The 16,919-nt window shown below is 55.3% G+C and carries 15 protein-coding genes and 3 pseudogenes; 8 read left to right on the forward strand and 10 right to left on the reverse strand.

Going from position 1 to position 16,919, the window contains the following annotated elements:
• Positions 1–176: 176 nt before the first annotated feature.
• Positions 177–968: an MlaA family lipoprotein gene (locus tag ACYZUD_RS29090; RefSeq protein WP_462021286.1), complete on the reverse strand. Its 792-nt coding sequence runs from the start codon at positions 966–968 to the stop codon at positions 177–179.
• 168 nt (positions 969–1,136) lie between these two features.
• On the opposite strand from ACYZUD_RS29090, the gene ACYZUD_RS29095 reads away from it, so the two are divergent.
• From ACYZUD_RS29095 to ACYZUD_RS29105, 3 genes are read left to right on the forward strand one after another with little or no spacing between them, the layout of a single operon-like run.
• Positions 1,137–1,847 (forward strand): response regulator, encoded by a 711-nt coding sequence (locus ACYZUD_RS29095; RefSeq protein ID WP_462021287.1) that lies wholly within the window; start codon positions 1,137–1,139, stop codon positions 1,845–1,847.
• Positions 1,844–3,202: an ATP-binding protein gene (locus ACYZUD_RS29100; RefSeq protein WP_462021288.1), complete on the forward strand. Its 1,359-nt coding sequence runs from the start codon at positions 1,844–1,846 to the stop codon at positions 3,200–3,202. Before ACYZUD_RS29095 ends, ACYZUD_RS29100 begins: the two co-directional genes overlap by 4 nt.
• 29 nt (positions 3,203–3,231) lie before the next feature.
• Positions 3,232–3,600, forward strand: a complete 369-nt coding sequence (locus ACYZUD_RS29105; RefSeq protein WP_462021289.1) for a PH domain-containing protein — start codon at positions 3,232–3,234, stop codon at positions 3,598–3,600.
• 236 nt (positions 3,601–3,836) lie between these two features.
• On the opposite strand, the gene ACYZUD_RS29110 is transcribed toward ACYZUD_RS29105, so the two are convergent.
• Complete coding sequence (locus ACYZUD_RS29110; protein ID WP_462021290.1) at positions 3,837–4,148, reverse strand: DUF3077 domain-containing protein; 312 nt, start codon at positions 4,146–4,148, stop codon at positions 3,837–3,839.
• Between the two features lie 606 nt (positions 4,149–4,754).
• Between ACYZUD_RS29110 and ACYZUD_RS29115 the strand changes: the two genes are divergently transcribed.
• Complete coding sequence (locus ACYZUD_RS29115; RefSeq protein ID WP_462021291.1) at positions 4,755–6,116, forward strand: colicin-like pore-forming protein; 1,362 nt, start codon at positions 4,755–4,757, stop codon at positions 6,114–6,116.
• Positions 6,117–6,240: 124 nt separating this feature from the next.
• Positions 6,241–6,801, forward strand: a complete 561-nt coding sequence (locus ACYZUD_RS29120) for a hypothetical protein (protein WP_462021292.1) — start codon at positions 6,241–6,243, stop codon at positions 6,799–6,801.
• 115 nt (positions 6,802–6,916) lie between these two features.
• On the opposite strand, the gene ACYZUD_RS29125 is transcribed toward ACYZUD_RS29120, so the two are convergent.
• From ACYZUD_RS29125 to ACYZUD_RS29135, 3 genes and pseudogenes are all read right to left on the reverse strand, one after another.
• Complete coding sequence (locus tag ACYZUD_RS29125) at positions 6,917–7,246, reverse strand: hypothetical protein (protein WP_462021293.1); 330 nt, start codon at positions 7,244–7,246, stop codon at positions 6,917–6,919.
• A gap of 600 nt (positions 7,247–7,846) precedes the next feature.
• Positions 7,847–8,040, reverse strand: a pseudogene (locus ACYZUD_RS29130) (IS5/IS1182 family transposase); the annotation flags it as partial.
• Positions 8,041–8,340: 300 nt separating this feature from the next.
• Positions 8,341–9,303: an SDR family NAD(P)-dependent oxidoreductase gene (locus ACYZUD_RS29135; RefSeq protein WP_462021294.1), complete on the reverse strand. Its 963-nt coding sequence runs from the start codon at positions 9,301–9,303 to the stop codon at positions 8,341–8,343.
• 124 nt (positions 9,304–9,427) lie between these two features.
• Between ACYZUD_RS29135 and ACYZUD_RS29140 the strand changes: the two genes are divergently transcribed.
• Positions 9,428–10,348, forward strand: coding sequence for an AraC family transcriptional regulator (locus tag ACYZUD_RS29140; RefSeq protein WP_462025129.1), 921 nt, complete (start codon positions 9,428–9,430; stop codon positions 10,346–10,348).
• 42 nt (positions 10,349–10,390) lie between these two features.
• On the opposite strand, the pseudogene ACYZUD_RS29145 reads toward ACYZUD_RS29140, so the two are convergent.
• Both ACYZUD_RS29145 and ltrA read right to left on the reverse strand, forming a co-directional pair.
• Positions 10,391–10,612, reverse strand: a pseudogene (locus ACYZUD_RS29145) (transposase domain-containing protein); the annotation flags it as partial.
• A gap of 104 nt (positions 10,613–10,716) precedes the next feature.
• Positions 10,717–12,270, reverse strand: a complete 1,554-nt coding sequence (gene ltrA, locus ACYZUD_RS29150; protein WP_462021295.1) for a group II intron reverse transcriptase/maturase — start codon at positions 12,268–12,270, stop codon at positions 10,717–10,719.
• A 56-nt stretch (positions 12,271–12,326) separates the two neighbouring features.
• Here ltrA and ACYZUD_RS29155 point away from each other — a divergent pair.
• Positions 12,327–13,546, forward strand: a protein-coding gene (locus ACYZUD_RS29155; protein WP_462021296.1) for an IS3 family transposase whose coding sequence is annotated in 2 segments (ribosomal slippage) — positions 12,327–12,672 and positions 12,672–13,546 — 1,221 coding nt in all. Because the reading frame shifts where the segments join, the coding sequence is not laid out codon by codon here.
• Between the two features lie 741 nt (positions 13,547–14,287).
• Here the strand turns inward: ACYZUD_RS29155 and tnpC are convergent.
• The 3 genes and pseudogenes from tnpC to tnpA form a co-directional block, all read right to left on the reverse strand.
• A pseudogene (gene tnpC, locus ACYZUD_RS29160) lies at positions 14,288–15,595 on the reverse strand (IS66 family transposase); the annotation flags it as partial.
• A 61-nt stretch (positions 15,596–15,656) separates the two neighbouring features.
• Positions 15,657–15,992: an IS66 family insertion sequence element accessory protein TnpB gene (tnpB, locus tag ACYZUD_RS29165; RefSeq protein WP_462021297.1), complete on the reverse strand. Its 336-nt coding sequence runs from the start codon at positions 15,990–15,992 to the stop codon at positions 15,657–15,659.
• Positions 15,989–16,321 (reverse strand): IS66-like element accessory protein TnpA, encoded by a 333-nt coding sequence (gene tnpA, locus ACYZUD_RS29170; protein ID WP_462021298.1) that lies wholly within the window; start codon positions 16,319–16,321, stop codon positions 15,989–15,991. The genes tnpB and tnpA overlap by 4 nt, the downstream gene beginning before the upstream one ends.
• A 119-nt stretch (positions 16,322–16,440) precedes the next feature.
• Here tnpA and ACYZUD_RS29175 point away from each other — a divergent pair, with 119 nt between their 5' ends.
• On the forward strand, positions 16,441–16,632 hold the full coding sequence (locus ACYZUD_RS29175) for a hypothetical protein (RefSeq protein ID WP_462021299.1): 192 nt from the start codon (positions 16,441–16,443) through the stop codon (positions 16,630–16,632).
• The last annotated feature ends 287 nt before the right edge of the window (positions 16,633–16,919 follow it).

The raw sequence follows: 16,919 nt of genomic DNA on the forward strand, positions 1-16,919 counted from the left end.
CCGACACCGTGTGGCTACGCTCGATCCAGCGCACCAGCGCCGGACCGTAGTGTTCGGTGTAGCGGCTGAGCACCAGTTGGCGGCAGTCGGGTGACAGGCGCAGGGTGATCTCCCGACAGTGCAGATTGGCCGGGTCTTGCTGGATCAGCCGTTGCTGCAGAATCAGACCATTGCGTTCAGAAACCATCGGCGGGTGCTCCTGTGCATTGAGGGTTGGTTTTCTCCGGTGAGCCTTGTTTGCCATCGGCGACGTAAGCGGCACGATGCTCGGCGACCACGTTGCGCAGTGCGCTGTAGTAGTCCGGCAGTTTTTGCAGGCTGTCAGTCAGCGGCAAGGCTTCTGCTCGACCATCGACGATGCCGCCGACCGTGTTGATAGTGGACAGCGTGTCCACGGTATCGCTGTTGCTGCCAAACGGATCCACTACAAAACTGAGCACGCGACCGGCGGCATCGCGGCTGTTGGAGGTGCCGAACAACGGCAGTTCGACGATCGGGCCGTTGGCGATGCCCCACACGCCGAAGGTCTGGCCGAAGTCCGCGTCGTGCCGCGGGATGCCGGCCATGCCGGAGACGTCAATCAAGCCCACCACGCCGACCGTGGTGTTGAGTACGAAACGCCCCAGGGTATTGACCGAGCGCATCGGGTTGCCTTGCAGCAGGTCATTGATAAAGACCTTGGGCTCGCCGAAGTTCGCCACGAAATTATGCACACCCGTCTGGAAAAAGTCCGGCAAGTAGCGATAACCGCGAGCGACCGGCGCCAGGGCGTAGTCATCGACTACCCGATTGAACGCGAAGACGCCCCGATTGAACGGTTCCGCCGGGTCGTACACCGAATAGGTGATTTCGGCGCAGGTCACGCTGGGGCTGGACGGCGGCTGGCTGCTGCAACCCGCCAGCCCTGCGGCCAACACGGCAATCGAAGTGTTGCGGGCCAGCCAGGGAGCACATTTGAAAGGCAACATGGACGCGAGTCTCGGGGGAGGAATTCGCCGTGATGCTGGCCCCCAAGCCTTGCGCAAAGATGTCTGGTTTATTGCAGCGATGACGTTTTATTGCACAATTGAAATAAATGACGCGCCGCCGTGAATGGTTTTAGATGACGCTTCCATTCGCCCCTTAAGTGATCTTCGGTGAACAGTCTTTTAATTGTCGACGACGACCTTGAGGTCCTCGATCTACTGAAAAAATTCTTTGTACAGCACGGCTACAGCGTCAAGGCCGCCACCGACGGCGCGTCGCTGTGGGCGGCCATCGAACGACAGCCGCCGGACCTGATCATTCTGGACGTGATGTTGCCGGGCGACAGCGGGCTGATCCTGTGCCAGCAACTGCGGATTCGACACGCCATACCGGTGATCATGCTGACCGCCATGGGTGAACTCAGTGATCGGGTGGTCGGGTTGGAACTGGGCGCCGATGATTACCTGACCAAACCCTTCGACGCCCGTGAACTGCTGGCCAGGGTGCGCGCCGTGCTGCGGCGCGTGGATGAGCGACGCTCGGTATTGCAGGAGCGCCCACGGCCGCTGATCGACTTCGCCGACTGGCACCTGGATGTCACGCGCCGCGAACTGCGTTCGCCGGACAACGTGATGATCCCGCTCTCGGCCGGTGAATTCGACTTGCTGCTGGTCTTCGTCGAACACCCGCAACGCATCCTCACCCGCGAACAGTTGTTGGACCTGGCGCGCGGGCATTGCCATGAGGCGTTCGATCGCAGCATCGACGTTCAGGTCAGCCGCTTGCGGCGCAAACTCGAATCCGACACCAAGCGCCCGGCGATGATTCGCACCGTGCGCAATGGCGGTTACCTGTTTACGCCCAGCGTGACGCGGCGATGAGCTGGCTGAAGCGGGTTCGCGGCCGAGACTGGCCGCAAGACACGGTGGCGCGCTGGATTGCTTTGACGATCATCCTGGCCATGCTCATTTCACTGGTGCTCAACGGGCTGTTCATCCAACTGGCCGGCGTGTGGGCGCGCCCGTCATTGACCGAAATCGGCTTGCTGGAAAAAGCCGCCGCCATCGTCCGCATCATTGAGGCCGCCCCGGCGCCACTGCGTAACCCACTGGCGCAAGCCGCCAGCGAGAGCGGCTTCACCGTCAGTTGGCACCCTGATCGGCACGACCTCAATCTGCCGCCAGTGGACGATCCGAAGTCCGACATCGGCTCGACCATCCTGCAGCCCATGCTCAAATCCCCGGGCCGGCGCATCGAAGCCTATGAACCGGCCGACTGGACGGAGCACACGGCAGACGCGCATTACGCGCTGCTGATCGAGCTATCGGATTCGACATGGCTGATGTTCGCCGCGCCCTCGCGCAGCTGGGGCCTCGACGAAGTGCCACGCTACCTGATTGTGATTCTTCTGGTGCTGATCTCCACCGCCCTGGTCGCGCTGATCGCCACCCGCCGCCTCGCCACCCCTTTGCAGCGCTTTGCCGAAGGCGCCCGACGTTTCGGCGCAGACTTCCGTGCACCGCCCATCGAACCGCTCGGCCCCCACGAAATCCGTCAGGCGATCCTCGCGTTCAACGCCATGCAGGCCCAGTTGCAGCACTTCATCCGCGACCGCACGCAAATGCTTGCCGCCATCTCCCACGACCTGCGCGCGCCACTGACGCGGATGCGACTTCGGGGCGAGTTCATTGAAGACAGCGAGCAACAGCAGCGGCTGTTTCGTGATGTGGATGAAATGCAGGCGATGATCAACTCGGCGCTGGAGTTCTTCCGCGACGATGCTCGGCTAGAACCGGCGACTCAGTTTGATCTGGCGGAACTGCTGCAGACGTTGCTGGATGATTATCGGGATCAGGGTGTCGATATTGCTTTCAGTGGACCGTTGCGGTGGGTGTACTTCGGGCGACCGTTGGGGCTTAAGCGGGTGATTACCAATCTGCTTGATAACGCGATCAAGTACGGCACTGAATCGGCGGTTGAACTGATTTCGAATGCTGGGCAGGTGCGGATCAAAATCCTGGACCGTGGACCGGGTATTCCCGAGGCCAGCCTTGAACAGGTCTTTGCACCGTTCTTTCGCATGGAAGGCTCTCGTAACAAAAGCACCGGCGGTGTTGGTTTGGGATTATCGGCGGCGCGGGCGATAGTGTTGGAGCATGGCGGGGAATTGAAACTGCGTAACCGATCAAAGGGCGGGTTGGAAGCGTTGGTGGTGTTGCCCGTGCATCCGGCTTAGATGTTCATTTGAAAAACAGGGAATAGCAGATGATTGATTTCAACAACAAAGGCTTCTTCAAACTCAAGCAAAACGACGAGTACGCCGAACGCGTCACCGCGTTGCTACTGGACGGGGAACAAGTCATCGACGCCTACAAATCCATGCGCGATGGCGTGGTGTTTACCAACAAACGCATCATCGCCGTCAACGTCCAGGGCCTCACCGGCAGCAAGAAAGACTTCACCTCGTTGCCGTACAAAAACATCGTTGCGTATTCGGTGGAAACGTCCGGGACGTTTGACCTGGATTCGGAACTGGAGATTTATTTTTCGTCGTTGGGGAGAGTGAAGTTCGAATTCACCGGCAGGACGTCGATGGTAGAAATCTCAAAATTGATTTCCCAGCATTTGCTCTGAGCCGCGGGGCTAAAGGCCCCCGAAATCCCTGTGGGAGCGGGCTTGTCCGCGAAGGCGCCAGCCCGCTCACCACAAACTCCTGCATTGAATCGCAATCCCTGTAGAAGCGAGCCTGTTCGCGAAAACCCAACCAATCACCATTCCCGCTAAATGGCCGCAATCTTGGCGAGCAAGCCAGCTCCTGCAAGTGCCCTACCTATCTCCAAACACCAGACAAACTCCGGCCCTGTCGCGAGCTATCCCTCAGCCATTGCCTCCGCCCGCTTATTCGCCACCTCATTATCCCGATCCCGATTCAACACCTTCACCGCATCATCCACCACCGCCTTACTCATCGACGTCAAATAATGCGCAGCCCAGGCATGCCGGTCAGCGTCCTTGGCGTAAGCGGCATCTTCAGTGAGCTTCTTGGCGAGGAAGAGAAAATCGGACGCCATGGCCAGCGCATCGCCGAGCGGCACGTTGCGGGTGACGTGGAATAGGGCTTGGTCGCCGCAGTAGATGGCGGGTGTAAGGCCGATGGTTTTGAGTTCGGGTTGATGGGTCATTTGCCACCTCCGATGAGGGAGAGGTGGTGGGGGAGGGCGTTACACGATTGGGGATTGCGTAGAGGGAAAAGCCAAATTTTGTACGGATTGATACTGCGCATTATCAGACTCCTTGATATATGGAGCTGCCACATTCGTTTCCACACGAATGGGTGACAGCTGTGCGCAGGGTGGAAAACCGGGAATCAAGGAAACCGGCACGCCCGAAGACGTCCCACGCACAGCCGCCATAACTCACGCCGCAGACACAAAAAAAGCGCCGGCAGACGTGATGGGGGCGCTGTTGCGCCTTGAATTACACGGGTTTCCACACCCGGTCGCTGATTTGGCAGCGACGGTGGGAGGGTATCGTGTAGACCCTTTTCTTGCAACTTCTGAAGATGAGCAACATCCTCTAACGAAGATCCATAACCACCAGTTTGTTACGGTGCTTCAATTGAACCATCAATGATTTACCAGATAGGGCGTGGAAGCATTTCGCCATGCAGATGTAACCCCGTATTGCTGAACTTCATGTCATCGCAAACGGTACTTCACAAAGAATAATACTGTGTTTTTATACAGTTGTTGCTTGCCCTTGACGTTTTAGCAGCAAGAGTAGGCTCGATGAAGATAGCCCTTTTACAACTTTGGATCAGGATCGATTCAGAGGGGCTGCCCTTTAAAATATTAAGGAGTAATTACATGCAACAAGGAACTATGACCCTTCCACCTATTGTTGTAACCCCTGAGCCGAAACTGCCCCTACCTCCGAAGCCACTCCCCGGTGTTGGCTTCATCGCTAAACCCCTGCCTTGGGACGGTAACGTCCCAAGCAGTTTCGAAATCGACGTATTCTTCAGTCAGAAGGGCATTAAGGGCGAGCTCTACACGATATCTGTGATAGTCACTGTTGCTACAGCCCAACGAAATATAGAACAGTCTTACCTCGCTTATTTGCCGCAATTGCCGACAGACATCGATATGGAAATCGCTGGAGCGGTTGGGACTAATCGACTTTCTGCATTGGAGAAGGCTGAGGCAGCAAAGTCCGTCGTGGATAGCCTGATCACGCAAAGCAACGCTGAACTGGCTAAGAGTAACGTAGCCGCCAACGCTTTTTTTGGCAGGAATGTACTGGCGGTGGAGGTTAGGAAAAGTGCGGTGGATTTTGTAAATATACTTCAAGGTCGCGGTGTTCCTGGTACCCCCCTCGACGTTTACAAACGCTGGGAGGCGTCCGCGACGGCCGCTTATCGAGCAAGATTACTGGCGGAAAAAATCCGGATTCTCACGGAAAAATCGGCAGTCTTGTCTCAGGTCGTTGCCGCTGCCCAAGCGGAAGAGGATGCACGGCAGGCAGCGGAGGCTGAAGCCAGTAGATTGGCAGATGAGGCTGCTCGCGTTGCAGCAGAACAGGCCGCCTATAAAGCAGCAGTGACATTCCTCTCCGACGTCAATAAAGATATTTTGAGCAAGTACGGCGAACACATGAGCAAGGTCGCCCTCGGTCTGCAGGAGAATGTTTCGGGCAAGAAAGTGCGAAGCTATGCCGAAGCCATGCAAACGTTCGAGAAGGTGCGGGTAAATCCCAGCGCCAAGCTTAATAAGCAAGACGCGCAAGCTGTGGCGAGCGCACTCAAGGCTCTTGACCAAGCTTCATTGGCCGACAATTTCACACGATTGGGCAAGGCTTTCGGTTTAGCAGGCAAAGCTGTCCAAATAAACACAGTTCGTGAGCAGGCTATCGTCGGTGTGGAGACCGGCGACTGGAAGCCCCTCGGTCTTGAGTTGGAGAGCATAGCCGTTGGCCTGGGAGCCGGGGCAGTACTTGCTGGTGTCATGGTGCTGATCATGCCGGTGTTTGTCGGATCTGCAGCCGGGGTAGTCACGGTGGCAGTATTGATGGCTCTGGCAGGCGCTTATTTTGATGCGAAAAAGGTTGATGAGATCAATGCCGCTGTCCTCAATGCACTTCCACAGCAGTAATCGAACAAGCTTGTTACGATAAAATGGCCCGGTGCTTCGTTGCATCGGGCTTAATTCCGAAAGCGATGAACATCACAAAGTCTTCAAAGCTTTTCGATCTGTACCTAAAGACAGGGCAGCCTCAATGAATAAAAATATTACTCAAGTTATTCCCATTCCTTATCTGCTGATATCATTTAGCCTTATACCTTTATTCTTGATAGCTAATCTTCTGCCCGCACATGCCAGTACGGGGGTTTATTTGCGTATCGATAATTTCTTAAACCAATATCTGTTTGGGACAGTAGGGTTCTGGTCTTCACTTTTTCCATTTAGTTCCAGGTTGAGTACTAGCTATATAAGTCTCTTTGGTCCGATCTTTGCGGCTATTGCCATCTACTTGGCTCGCGCTAAAATAGTAATAGATCCAGAGCAATATAAGAACCTGACGCTAAAAAAGTATTTTTTTGCATTGTTGGTATTGGCGGTGTTGTTAGCAATATTTATCTCTATTAATTACTTCGAGGCGGTAGACTTGGCCGAGCATAATCGCAAATTTCGCCTTTTTGGGCTGAGTACATTCATGTATTCGACATTTGCCTCAGCCATGTTGTTGTGTTTCTACGTGGTTACGTTATGTGCGTACGTTACGTTCTATTTTATTCCTCGTTTACTGATACAGCGCTGGAGAAATTGCAACGTCTGAAGGGGCAGTCTTCCATAACAAGAGAAAAGGGAAAAGATTGAATATTCATTTACGTATGATGACAAGAGTCAGGGCGTCCATCGGGCGTACTCTGTTTTCATGTAGTCCTCTTTATTCACTGAATGTCATTCAAATACTGCTTAAGCGCGAGGAGTGGGGCATGAAGATGCTCCGTCGTCCGCGAGGCGCTGAAACTTTCCGCTAATCTATGCAGTTCGCGGCCCAGAACTGTATCAATACCTCCGAGGGCGGTCAGCGCCAAACTCAGGCATTCACCCACTTTCGCCTGAATCCCCTCAACATCCCCCCGCCGCACCAGCAACCCAAAAACCTCCCGCTCATAATCACTCATAACCGGATCCTCCCGCAAAATCGGACTCGACCCCTCCGTCTCATACGCCAGCTTAAGACAGAACAAAGCAACAGTTTCCAGCAGCAGTTCCATGGGATGAATCCTTGAGAATTGTCGTATCAACCGAGAACGAGAAGATCGAAAGCATCGCCAGCAACCAAATTCCGACAGGTCGGCGGGGTGTCAGGCGCTTTTCTGTGGGCGAAAAAAAAGGCCTTGCAAAGCAAGACCTTTCTTAATTTTGGTGCCCGAGGGAGACTCGAATAATAGCATAACTTTATAATTAACATGGTTTTTGCATGTGTACACTTCCACGTTGTACCGTGAAGTGTACACCCTACCTGCCTCCAATAAGGACTGGTGTGGATGGAAGCTTGATCGAATTTCTCCATCCAATTTCCGACGAGCTGTGAATAATTTCTACAAGAAACTGGTTACGGATAGACTCCCTGGTCTGCCAAAAGTCACGAAGGGCCGCAGTCGACCGATTCTGTTGAAAAAGTCGGAATTTCAGACCGGAAGACTTCGAGGCTGATTGTCTCTTCAGAACCTGTTCGCCACGTTGAGTGGCTTTTCGGTTCTGCTTAGCTTATTGCAACTTGGTCAGTGGGTTAATTTGAGGGTTTTTGCTGATTCCGGGCGTACCTATCCCGTGGTCGGCGGCCCTTGTGAGGTCAGTTTTGCCAGTCTTCTTAGATTATGTACGATCAGTTCGGGATCAATCGATGGACGCCCGATTGGGCTATAAAAATCGGAGAGATAATGGCGCAGATCGCTTAGATCGAGGCATCGATCAATGTTGCGCAGGAGGTGATTGGCAGGGATGTGATCTTCAATATTGAACGAGTAAAACAGTCGCTCTTGCCCCTCGACAATTGTCCCATCATGCTGCGAATCCTCCCGCTGGCCGATGACCTGATTTTGCAGCAGGCCAGGCAGGAGATTTACTTTTTCAACAGAATCGGCCCAAAGCTGACAGTCGATTGAACGTAACCGTCCAGCGAAGTCGCCTTCCCTATCCCGGCCAGTGCGGATGAACAACTGTTCGCCCAGGGTCTTTGCCCAGTTCTTCCGTCGTGCGCGACAGCGGCGGCGACTCGATGGGCAGTTTCTCCGCTGCGCAGCCAAAGAAGTTCTTCAGCCTCGGACAGAGAGCAACATAGGTATGGACGTTCTGTACCGATCACTCATTTCCTTTCAAAAGCGTCAATCCCTGTAAGTTGAGCGGATAGTGCCCAAAGGCGTTCGGCTTGATCAGGGTCGGCGGCATAAGGCCGAACGCCGACAAAGGATGGTGGTTCGCTTGCATCCAGCGAAGCGATCTCACAGTCCTCACAATATAAGCCTCCCATGCCATTCAACTGTGGAGCTGTTGCGGCCCAAACTTGGGTTGCCGCACCTTGCTGCGTCGTCTTGAAAGTCGGATCGGCAAGGTGGCCGTTGACGTCTAGCCAGCCGGCGGCAATCATTTCATCCTGCGCCAGATGACGCTGGAGCGGAGTGAGAATCTTGCCGGGGTGAAGGGAGAAAGCCCGGACACCCTCGTGTTGACCAAGCCGATCAAGGTGGACAGCAAACAATGCATTGGCCGTCTTCGACTGCCCATATGCCAACCACTTGTCGTAGCCCTGCGTAAATTGCACATCGTTCCAGCGGATACCCGATTGGTGATGCCCCGCCGATGACACTACTACCACCCTTGCTCGACCCTTGAGCGCAGGCCATAGCAAATTCACGAGGGCGTAGTGCCCCAGATGATTGGTGGCGAACTGTGCCTCCCAACCCGCCCCTACGCGGGTTTCCGGGCAAGCCATGATTCCCGCGCTGCCGATCAGGATGTCGACGTGTCGGTCGCTTGCCAAGAAACGCTGAGCGAAGTCGCGTACGCTGGTCAGATCGGAAAGATCCAGTCGCTCGATTTCTACATTGGAGATTCCGCTAGTCTTTGCGCGAGCAGCTTCTACATCACGCGCTGCGACAACGACACTCGCGCCTGCCTTCGTCAGTGCTCTTGTCGTCTCCAGACCCAGGCCGGAGTGCCCCCCGGTGACGATGGCGGTGGTGTTGGACAGATCGCACCCTTCAAGTAGCTCTGATGCGGTGGTTACCGCTCCGAAACCGGAGCGGATGGGAGACTGTTTGCTGGTCATGGCGTTTCCTTGTGCTTCTGACTTGTAGTCGGGGCAAAATCCACGTCCACTATTGTCTAGGCTAGACTTAGGACTGTGAATGCAGCAGAGTCCAATTATCTGTCGAGATCGTCCTATATACCTTATGGATCCCCTGTCCGAAGCCCTCTCCCTCCTAAATGCTCATAACTCCTTTTTTGCAGGTCTGAAGGCTGGTGGAGACTGGGCCATCGACTTTCCGCCACCCGACGGCATCAAGTTCAATGCAATCCTTGAAGGTACTTGTTGGCTAGTGGTGGAAGGCGTGGAGCAACCTATCCGATTGACGGCCGGAGATTGCTTTCTTTTGCCGCGAAAGCGGGCGTTTTCACTCCGCAGCGACTTAGCATTTCCGGCCATCCACTCGGATGCGATTTATCGCCATGCCGTCAATGGCATCGCCAGTTGTGGGACAGCCGATGCGTTTTTCCTGATCGGGGGACGTTTTGACTTCGGTGAGGAAGCGCGCCTTCTATTTGGCGGATTGCCTCCTGTCGCAGTCATCAAAAGTGGTTCGGATCAAGCATCCGTGCTGAATTGGGCCTTGCAGCGCATCGCTCATGAACTCACCAATCCGTCTCTTGGTAACTCGATTGTGGTTCAGTATCTCGGCCACATCATGCTGGTGCAGGTTTTACGAATTTATTTGATCCAAGAAGGAAATAGCGCACCGAGCTGGTTGCTTGCCATATCCGATCCACGTATCGGGGCAACCATTCAAGCCATTCATGCCGATCCGGCGCGTTCTTGGTCGGTAGAGAACCTTGCCAAAATCGCGGGTGTTTCTCGCTCGACCTTCGCTTTGCGATTCAAGCAAAAATCTGGTGTCGCCCCTTTAGAGTACGTCTTGCGCTGGCGCATGCAATTAGCTACGAGATTGTTGAAAACAAACCACACTACCATTTCGTCCATAGCACAAAAGCTGGGCTATGACTCCGACAGTGCTTTTAGCCACGCTTTCAAGCGCATTATGACGTGTTCGCCTCGTGAATACAGAGAGAGAGTGGCCCCCATATCCCGGCAGTAGGGCTGATCTTCAGTAGGCTGACGAGGTACATACTTTGATAAGTCAGGCAGGTATCCATTGATGTGGCAACAACTTGCCGATTTCACTCGCCCGCTGCGTCGGCAGGCGTGTAAGAACGTCCTTCAAATAAGCATAGGGATCATGCCCGTTGAGCCGCGCAGATTGGATCAAACTCATAATTGCAGCCGCCCGTTTTCCGCTGCGTAACGACCCTGCAAAGAGCCAGTTCTTGCGTCCAAGAGCCCATGGTCGGATCTGGTTGTCGGGTAGTCAGACGCGGTTACCCGCGTCCAACCCCCTAAGAACCGTGCATGCGAGTTTCCCAGCACACGGCTCAAGCCTCTACAAAGGCACTGTTAAGTACCCGGTTATACCTCTTTAACATTGGCGTACTGCTGATCTCTGGGGCAACGCAGGTGATAGATCTCAAGATTGACTGCGGCGTCCGTTCCCCCGTCGGCCAACTTTACGATGTGGCGACTATGCCACGGCGTATCTTTGGTAACGGGCTTATGACAAACAGAACATAGACCGCCTTGCTGTCGCCAGACGCGATAAAGCTTCGCTCGTCCCTTCGTTGATTTGAGCATTTTCTTGTCCCATCGGAACTCGAAATACTCATCCCAATTGGGGTCATGCGGGTTGGCAGCAGACTTGATCTTGATGTGCCGCACTATCGGCGTGTCCGATTCCTTCAGTAAGGTGTATTCCCTTACCTTACCGTCTGCGGATTTTTCAACGGTGGTGAACACCCACCGGCGCGATCCTCGGACTTTGAAATACCTGTCCTTGACCCACCGTGTTCCTTTGCGCGGGTGTCGTCTCACCGCCCAGCGCCAGAGCATTATCCAGACCTCGCTATCCACCTGATTGAAGACTTTCTTGGCGACCACGTGGCTATGATAGTTCGCCCATCCCCGCAAAATCGGGTTGAGCAGCCCGATCAAATTGACCTGTTTGATCGCCTTGTTGGTCTTGATCACTTCCCGCAGCTTGGCGAGGTGAGCCCTGATGTTCGCTTTCGATGGCTTGATCAGGAGCTTGCCGTTGTACTTGCGCAAGTTCCATCCAAGGAAGTCGAACCCGTCCCCTATGTGCGTTACTTTGGTTTTTTCCGGAGAGAGGACAAGTCCACGCGCTGCCAGAAACTCAACCACAGCGGGCCTGACTTCATTCTCCAGCCACTCTTTCGAAAAGCCAGTGATGATGAAATCATCTGCATAACGCACCACGCGCATCTTTCGGCCTGTCCACTTTGCATTGGGAAATTTCTTCGCTAGCATCGCTTCCAAACCATCCAGGGTCATGTTGGCCAACACCGGAGAAATGATGCCTCCCTGCGGGGTTCCGGTGTGGCTAGGGAACAGCTCATTCTGGTAGACGTAACCGGCTTTGAGCCATTTCTGCAAAATCGCCTTATCCATGGGGATGTTCGCGATCAACCAGTCATGGCTGATATTGTCGAAACAGCCTTGAATGTCGCCCTCTAACACCCACTCCGCGTTTGCTTTTCGTGACAGCACACCAAAGCACTGTGCGGCGGCATCCGCAGTTGAGCGTTCCGGCCTGAACCCATAAGAGTTCGGGTCACCGGTAGTTTCCGCTATCGGTTCCAGAGCCAGCAAATGAAGCGCCTGCATGGCCCGGCATTTCATCGCGGGAATTCCGAGAGGTCTCGTCTTGCCGTTTTTCTTCGGAATAAGCACCCTCCGAAGCGGAAGCGGCGAGTAGCCTCGCCGCTTCAATGACGCTATCGCACCGATCTTGGCCCCCGGTGTATTCCAAGTGACCTTGTCCACACCGGGGGTATTCTTGCCTTTGTTTTCAGAGACCCGTTTCACGGCTAAAGCTTTGCCGCTAAACGAGTGAGTCAGCAGCCATTGCAGGGCTTTCGCCTTGTTATGCCTGTGAACGAGCCCCATGGAAGACAGGACACCGTTTCCCCCTTACGATAAGGGATAGGCAAACGGTTATGTTTATGACTAATAGCAACGACAAGAGTGGGGAGCTTTTGGGCCAGGAGCGGCGACGGCGCTGGAGTCCGGAGCAAAAACTGGCCATGGTTCGCGAGAGCCTTGAGCCCGGGCAAAGCGTTTCGGTGGTCGCTCGACGCAACGGCATCAATGCCAACCAGCTGTTCCTATGGCGCAAGTTATATCAGGACGGCAGTCTGTCGGCGGTCAGTGCCGGTGAAGCCGTTGTGCCCGCCTCGGAGCTGAGCGATGCGCTCAAGCAGATCCGTGAACTGCAACGGATGCTCGGCAAGAAGACGATGGAAGCGGAAATCCTCAAAGAGGCGGTGGAGATCGCCCGGTCGCGAAAATGGATTGCGCACTCACCCTTGTTGCCGGGGGACGACCAGTGAAACTGGTCAGCGAATGTCTCGGTGTGGCGCGCTCGCAATTAACGGTTCGAATCAAGCAATCGGTATCGCCCAAAGTCCGGCGAAGCAGGGCCCTGAACGACGCTGATCTGGTGGTTGAAATCCAGCAACAGATCAGCGAGCTGCCCAGCTATGGCTACCGTCGTGTTTGGGGATTGCTGCGTCGCGCCCGTGAAAAGCGGTCGCTGCCGGCGATCAACGTGAAGCGGGTTTACCGGGTGATGCGTGACCACAACCTTTTGCTTGAACGCCGGATCAAACAGCCCGGCGTGCCGCGTCGGCACGAAGGCCGTATTGCCGTGGAAACCAGTGATACGCGTTGGTGCTCGGACGGCTTTGAGTTCCGCTGTGAGGACGGCGCCAAACTGAGCGTGACCTTTGCCCTGGATTGCTGTGACCGCGAAGCCATCGGCTGGGTCGCGAGTCCGACCGGGTACAGCGGCGATGACATCCGCGACTTAATGCTGGAGAGCGTAGAGAAACGCTTCGGTGATCAACAGCCTGCAACGCCGGTGCAATGGCTAAGCGACAACGGCTCGGCGTACACCGCCGAACAGACACGCCTGTTTGCTCGACAGATCGGTTTGCAGCCGGTGACCACTCCAGTGCGCAGCCCTCAGAGCAATGGTATGGCCGAGAGCTTCGTGAAGACGATCAAGCGCGATTATGTGGCGCATATGCCCAAGCCGGATCGAGAAACGGCGCTGCACAATCTGGCAATTGCCTTCGAGCATTACAACGAGCAGCATCCGCACAGCGCCTTGAAATATCGTTCACCGAGGGAGTTCAGGCGCTTAGCGGCAGCATCAATTTAACGGGGAGTTGGTGTCCGGTTTGGTAGGGGCAAGTCCAGCCTGCCGTCTTGTAAAGCCTTCACAATACGCGCTTGCAGCCCTCTTACACGACGTTGAGCGTTGGCCCAGTTGATGCCGTCCCACGACGTGCCGGAAGGTGCACACGCCAATGCTGCTGCGTTCATTTGCTCTCCTTCCGTTGAAAGGGTTCTACCTACTCTCTTGTGAAGAGAGACCATGAGGACGTCTGCTCGCTTTCGCGTGAAGTGATGTTTCAACTTCTATCCAGCCCGTTACAGGATGGCGTTCGCTTTTTCCTCGTTCCTTCGCCCGCACCGCCATGGGCCATTCTTACAAATGGCTTTCCCTAGGGGAGCGATACGGGATTTCCACGTTCCGCTTACTGAAGTACGTCAGGTTAGGTGCCTGCTATCGACCGGGAGGCATGTGGGTCACGAACGCGCGTGCAGAAAAACGCTGTTCCCACCTCCATTACCATTTTGGTTCGAGCGTATAAGCCATTTCCGCTCGTTCAACTTAACGATCTTTACGCAGGTTCACATGTGTTCACCATACCGACTATCTAGCCCTTGTCCGGCCATGGCTGCCAGAAGGGTACGCCTCTCACGATTAGTACCCAGCACCTTGCGATGCCTCGTCACATTGTCGAAGGCGCTCTTGATTCAGCCTTCTAGATTCACCCGGTGACACGGGTGGTTCCCTCAAAGGGGAACAACTTCTGTAAGCGACTTCGTGTCGCACCTCGCACCAGTTGTTGTCAATGGGGACGGCACCGTCATCGAGGTAGCGCGACAGCGCTGCCCAGCGTTTCAGGCTGTAATCCAACGCTCTGCTGATAGCCGAACCTTCGGGCACGAGGTCGCGCTGGGCGATCATCCAGGCATGCAGCATCTCCATCACCGGTACGGCTTTTCCTTGCCGTATTCGGCACCGTAAATCTGGCTCCAGGTCGCGGGCTTCGCTCTCGATTTCGTGAAGCAACTGGATATAGCGCAAGGCTTGCTCGGCGAGCGTGCTCTTGTTGGTAGCGTGCAATTCGAAGAACTTGCGCCGCGCATGGGCCATACAGCCGATCTCGGTCACGCCGAGTTCGAAGCTGGCTTTGTAGCCACCAAAATCATCACAGACCAACTTGCCCTTCCAGTCTTGCAGGAAGTTGCGAGCATGCTCACCGGCACGGCTGGGGCTGAAGTCGTAAACCACCGCTGCCAAGTCCGAGAACTGGCTGGTGGTGTAGGCCCAAACATAGGAACGGTGGTTTTTCTTCGAGCCTGGCGCAAGCATCTGCACCGGTGTTTCATCGGCGTGGATGACATGCTCGCCAAGCACCACATCGCGTAGCGCGTCGACCAGAGGCTGTAACTGCACGCCAGTCATGCCAACCCACTGAGCCAATGTTGAACGTGGAATCGCCAAGCCCGCTCGACCGAAAATCGACTCCTGGCGGTAAAGCGGAAGATGGTCGGCAAACTTGGCAATCATGACGTGGGCAAGGAGCCCAGCGGTCGGGATGCCCTTATCAATGACCTGTGCCGGAACCGGCGCCTGGATCAGCGTTTCGCAGTCATCACAGACCCACTTGCCACGGACATGGCGTTCAACACTAAACACGCCGGGCGTGTAGTCCAACTTCTCGCTGACGTCTTCACCGATGCGTTTGAGTGCGCAGCCGCATGGGCAGTGAGTATTGTCCGGTTCGTGATGGATCAACGTGCGTGGAAAATCTGCCGGCAATGCAGTGCGCTTGGGCTTTTGCTTTTTCTCGGTTGCCGCTGGCACTGTTTGCAATGCCTGAAGCTCTGCTTCAATCGCCGCGATATCGGTATCGATCAGATCATCTAGAAGGCTGGCCTGCTCGGGATTCATCTGCTCGCTGCGCTTGGCAAACTTGAACCGCTTGAGCTGTGCGATTTCGTGGGTCAGTTTCTCGATCACCGTTTGGTCGCGGTTGATCTTCTTGCCCATGGTGTCGACTTGCGCCAACAACTGCTCTGCCAAAGCACGCAGTTGGTCGGGGGACATTAAGTCGAGATTGGGCGAAGAAGTCATACCCCGGATTTTGCCAGGGCAGGCGGTTCCCGGCGATAGACCGATAGGCTAATGGCAGCCGTTAAAGCAGTGTGATCGCGCCGCCGGAGCCTGCTCGTTGCCATGGCAGGCCCAACACCAAAGTCTGGAGTTGCTCGGAATCCAACTGCATTTCAGAGCCATGGCGAATGCCTGGCCAGTGGAATTTACCCTGGTTCAACCGGCGAGCCGCCAGCCAGACGCCGAACCCGTCATGCACCAGAACTTTCATGCGTGTGGCGCGGCGGTTGGCGAAGAGGTAGGCACAGTGCGGCTTCGCCGCACCGAACACCGCTATCACCCTGGCTAATGCAGTCTCGGTGCCTGCGCGCATGTCCATCGGCTCGGTGGCGAGCCAGATGGAGTCGATGCGGATCATCGCAGCAGGTCTCGAAGAAAGGTCGCGCAGGCAGCGGCATTGTCGGTTGGCCAGTTCACTTTGACGGTGCCACGCGGGTGCTGGATCTCAACGCAGATGTTCGACGATGTCGCTTGAGAGTTTGCTCCGGCCGACGGTAGGGGTAACGGAATAAATGCAGGTTGCAGCGCGGTACTGTTCTGCGTGTGTACCCGAATCCATTTATGGACGAGGTTTGCGTTGAGGCTATGGCCGAGTGCGATGCTGGCAATCGACGCGCCGGGCTGGACACACTCTTGAATGACTTGGGCCTTGAAGGATTTTGAATAGGAACGGCGTGTTGGCTGCATGAAATACCCGCTTAAAAGGCTAGAACTGGTGCCCACTTAAATTTAAGTGCACACCATGTCTTGGCTTTGCGGGGCCGGGTAGATGACTTGGCCAGACGCATACGATTGAACCGCAAAACATGCGCATCAACCTCGTTGAGGACGGCCCACGGGTTCTGTCGGCGCTGCCGGAGCGTTTTGGTTATTCGGTGCTGCGTGAGCCGGAGAAGCTCGGCGTTCTGGTGCGCACGTCCTCGCCCGTAAAAGAAATCAACGCCCGAGACATGGTGATCAGCGACGGGACGTTTATTCCGGCAACGCTAAAGGGCTGAGCCGCGGGCATTCGCGGGCCAGGGTATCCTGCGCAACTGGATGGCCATTAGACCAACCGCATCAATCAACTGATCGTCAAACAGAACCTGCAGACCACGTACCACCAGAGCGTCTTCGCCCTGGGCGACTGGGCCGCGTGCCTGATGGCATCAGGCAGCGAAAAATGTCCCGCTCAGAGCTTAAACCTCGCACCAACAGGCATCGTTGCTTGCCATCTCGTTGAAGAACCGCTCTGCGGGTAAACCCATCGACGACTATCGGTGTGAGGATTACGGCTCGCTGGTTT

This window comes from Pseudomonas sp. XS1P51 (assembly GCF_054897845.1).

Excerpts from the sequence above, each read along its gene's own strand:
- tnpB (WP_462021297.1), bottom strand. The coding sequence starts at position 15,992 with ATGATCCGCATCGACTCCATCTGGCTCGCCACCGAGCCGATGGACATG.
- ACYZUD_RS29110 (WP_462021290.1), bottom strand. The coding sequence starts at position 4,148 with ATGACCCATCAACCCGAACTCAAAACCATCGGCCTTACACCCGCCATC.
- ACYZUD_RS29100 (WP_462021288.1), top strand. The coding sequence starts at position 1,844 with ATGAGCTGGCTGAAGCGGGTTCGCGGCCGAGACTGGCCGCAAGACACG.
- ACYZUD_RS29140 (WP_462025129.1), top strand. The coding sequence starts at position 9,428 with ATGGATCCCCTGTCCGAAGCCCTCTCCCTCCTAAATGCTCATAACTCC.
- ACYZUD_RS29090 (WP_462021286.1), bottom strand. The coding sequence starts at position 968 with ATGTTGCCTTTCAAATGTGCTCCCTGGCTGGCCCGCAACACTTCGATT.
- ACYZUD_RS29125 (WP_462021293.1), bottom strand. The coding sequence starts at position 7,246 with ATGGAACTGCTGCTGGAAACTGTTGCTTTGTTCTGTCTTAAGCTGGCG.
- ACYZUD_RS29105 (WP_462021289.1), top strand. The coding sequence starts at position 3,232 with ATGATTGATTTCAACAACAAAGGCTTCTTCAAACTCAAGCAAAACGAC.
- ACYZUD_RS29135 (WP_462021294.1), bottom strand. The coding sequence starts at position 9,303 with ATGACCAGCAAACAGTCTCCCATCCGCTCCGGTTTCGGAGCGGTAACC.
- tnpA (WP_462021298.1), bottom strand. The coding sequence starts at position 16,321 with ATGCAGCCAACACGCCGTTCCTATTCAAAATCCTTCAAGGCCCAAGTC.
- ACYZUD_RS29120 (WP_462021292.1), top strand. The coding sequence starts at position 6,241 with ATGAATAAAAATATTACTCAAGTTATTCCCATTCCTTATCTGCTGATA.
- ACYZUD_RS29115 (WP_462021291.1), top strand. The coding sequence starts at position 4,755 with ATGAAGATAGCCCTTTTACAACTTTGGATCAGGATCGATTCAGAGGGG.
- ACYZUD_RS29175 (WP_462021299.1), top strand. The coding sequence starts at position 16,441 with ATGCGCATCAACCTCGTTGAGGACGGCCCACGGGTTCTGTCGGCGCTG.
- ltrA (WP_462021295.1), bottom strand. The coding sequence starts at position 12,270 with ATGGGGCTCGTTCACAGGCATAACAAGGCGAAAGCCCTGCAATGGCTG.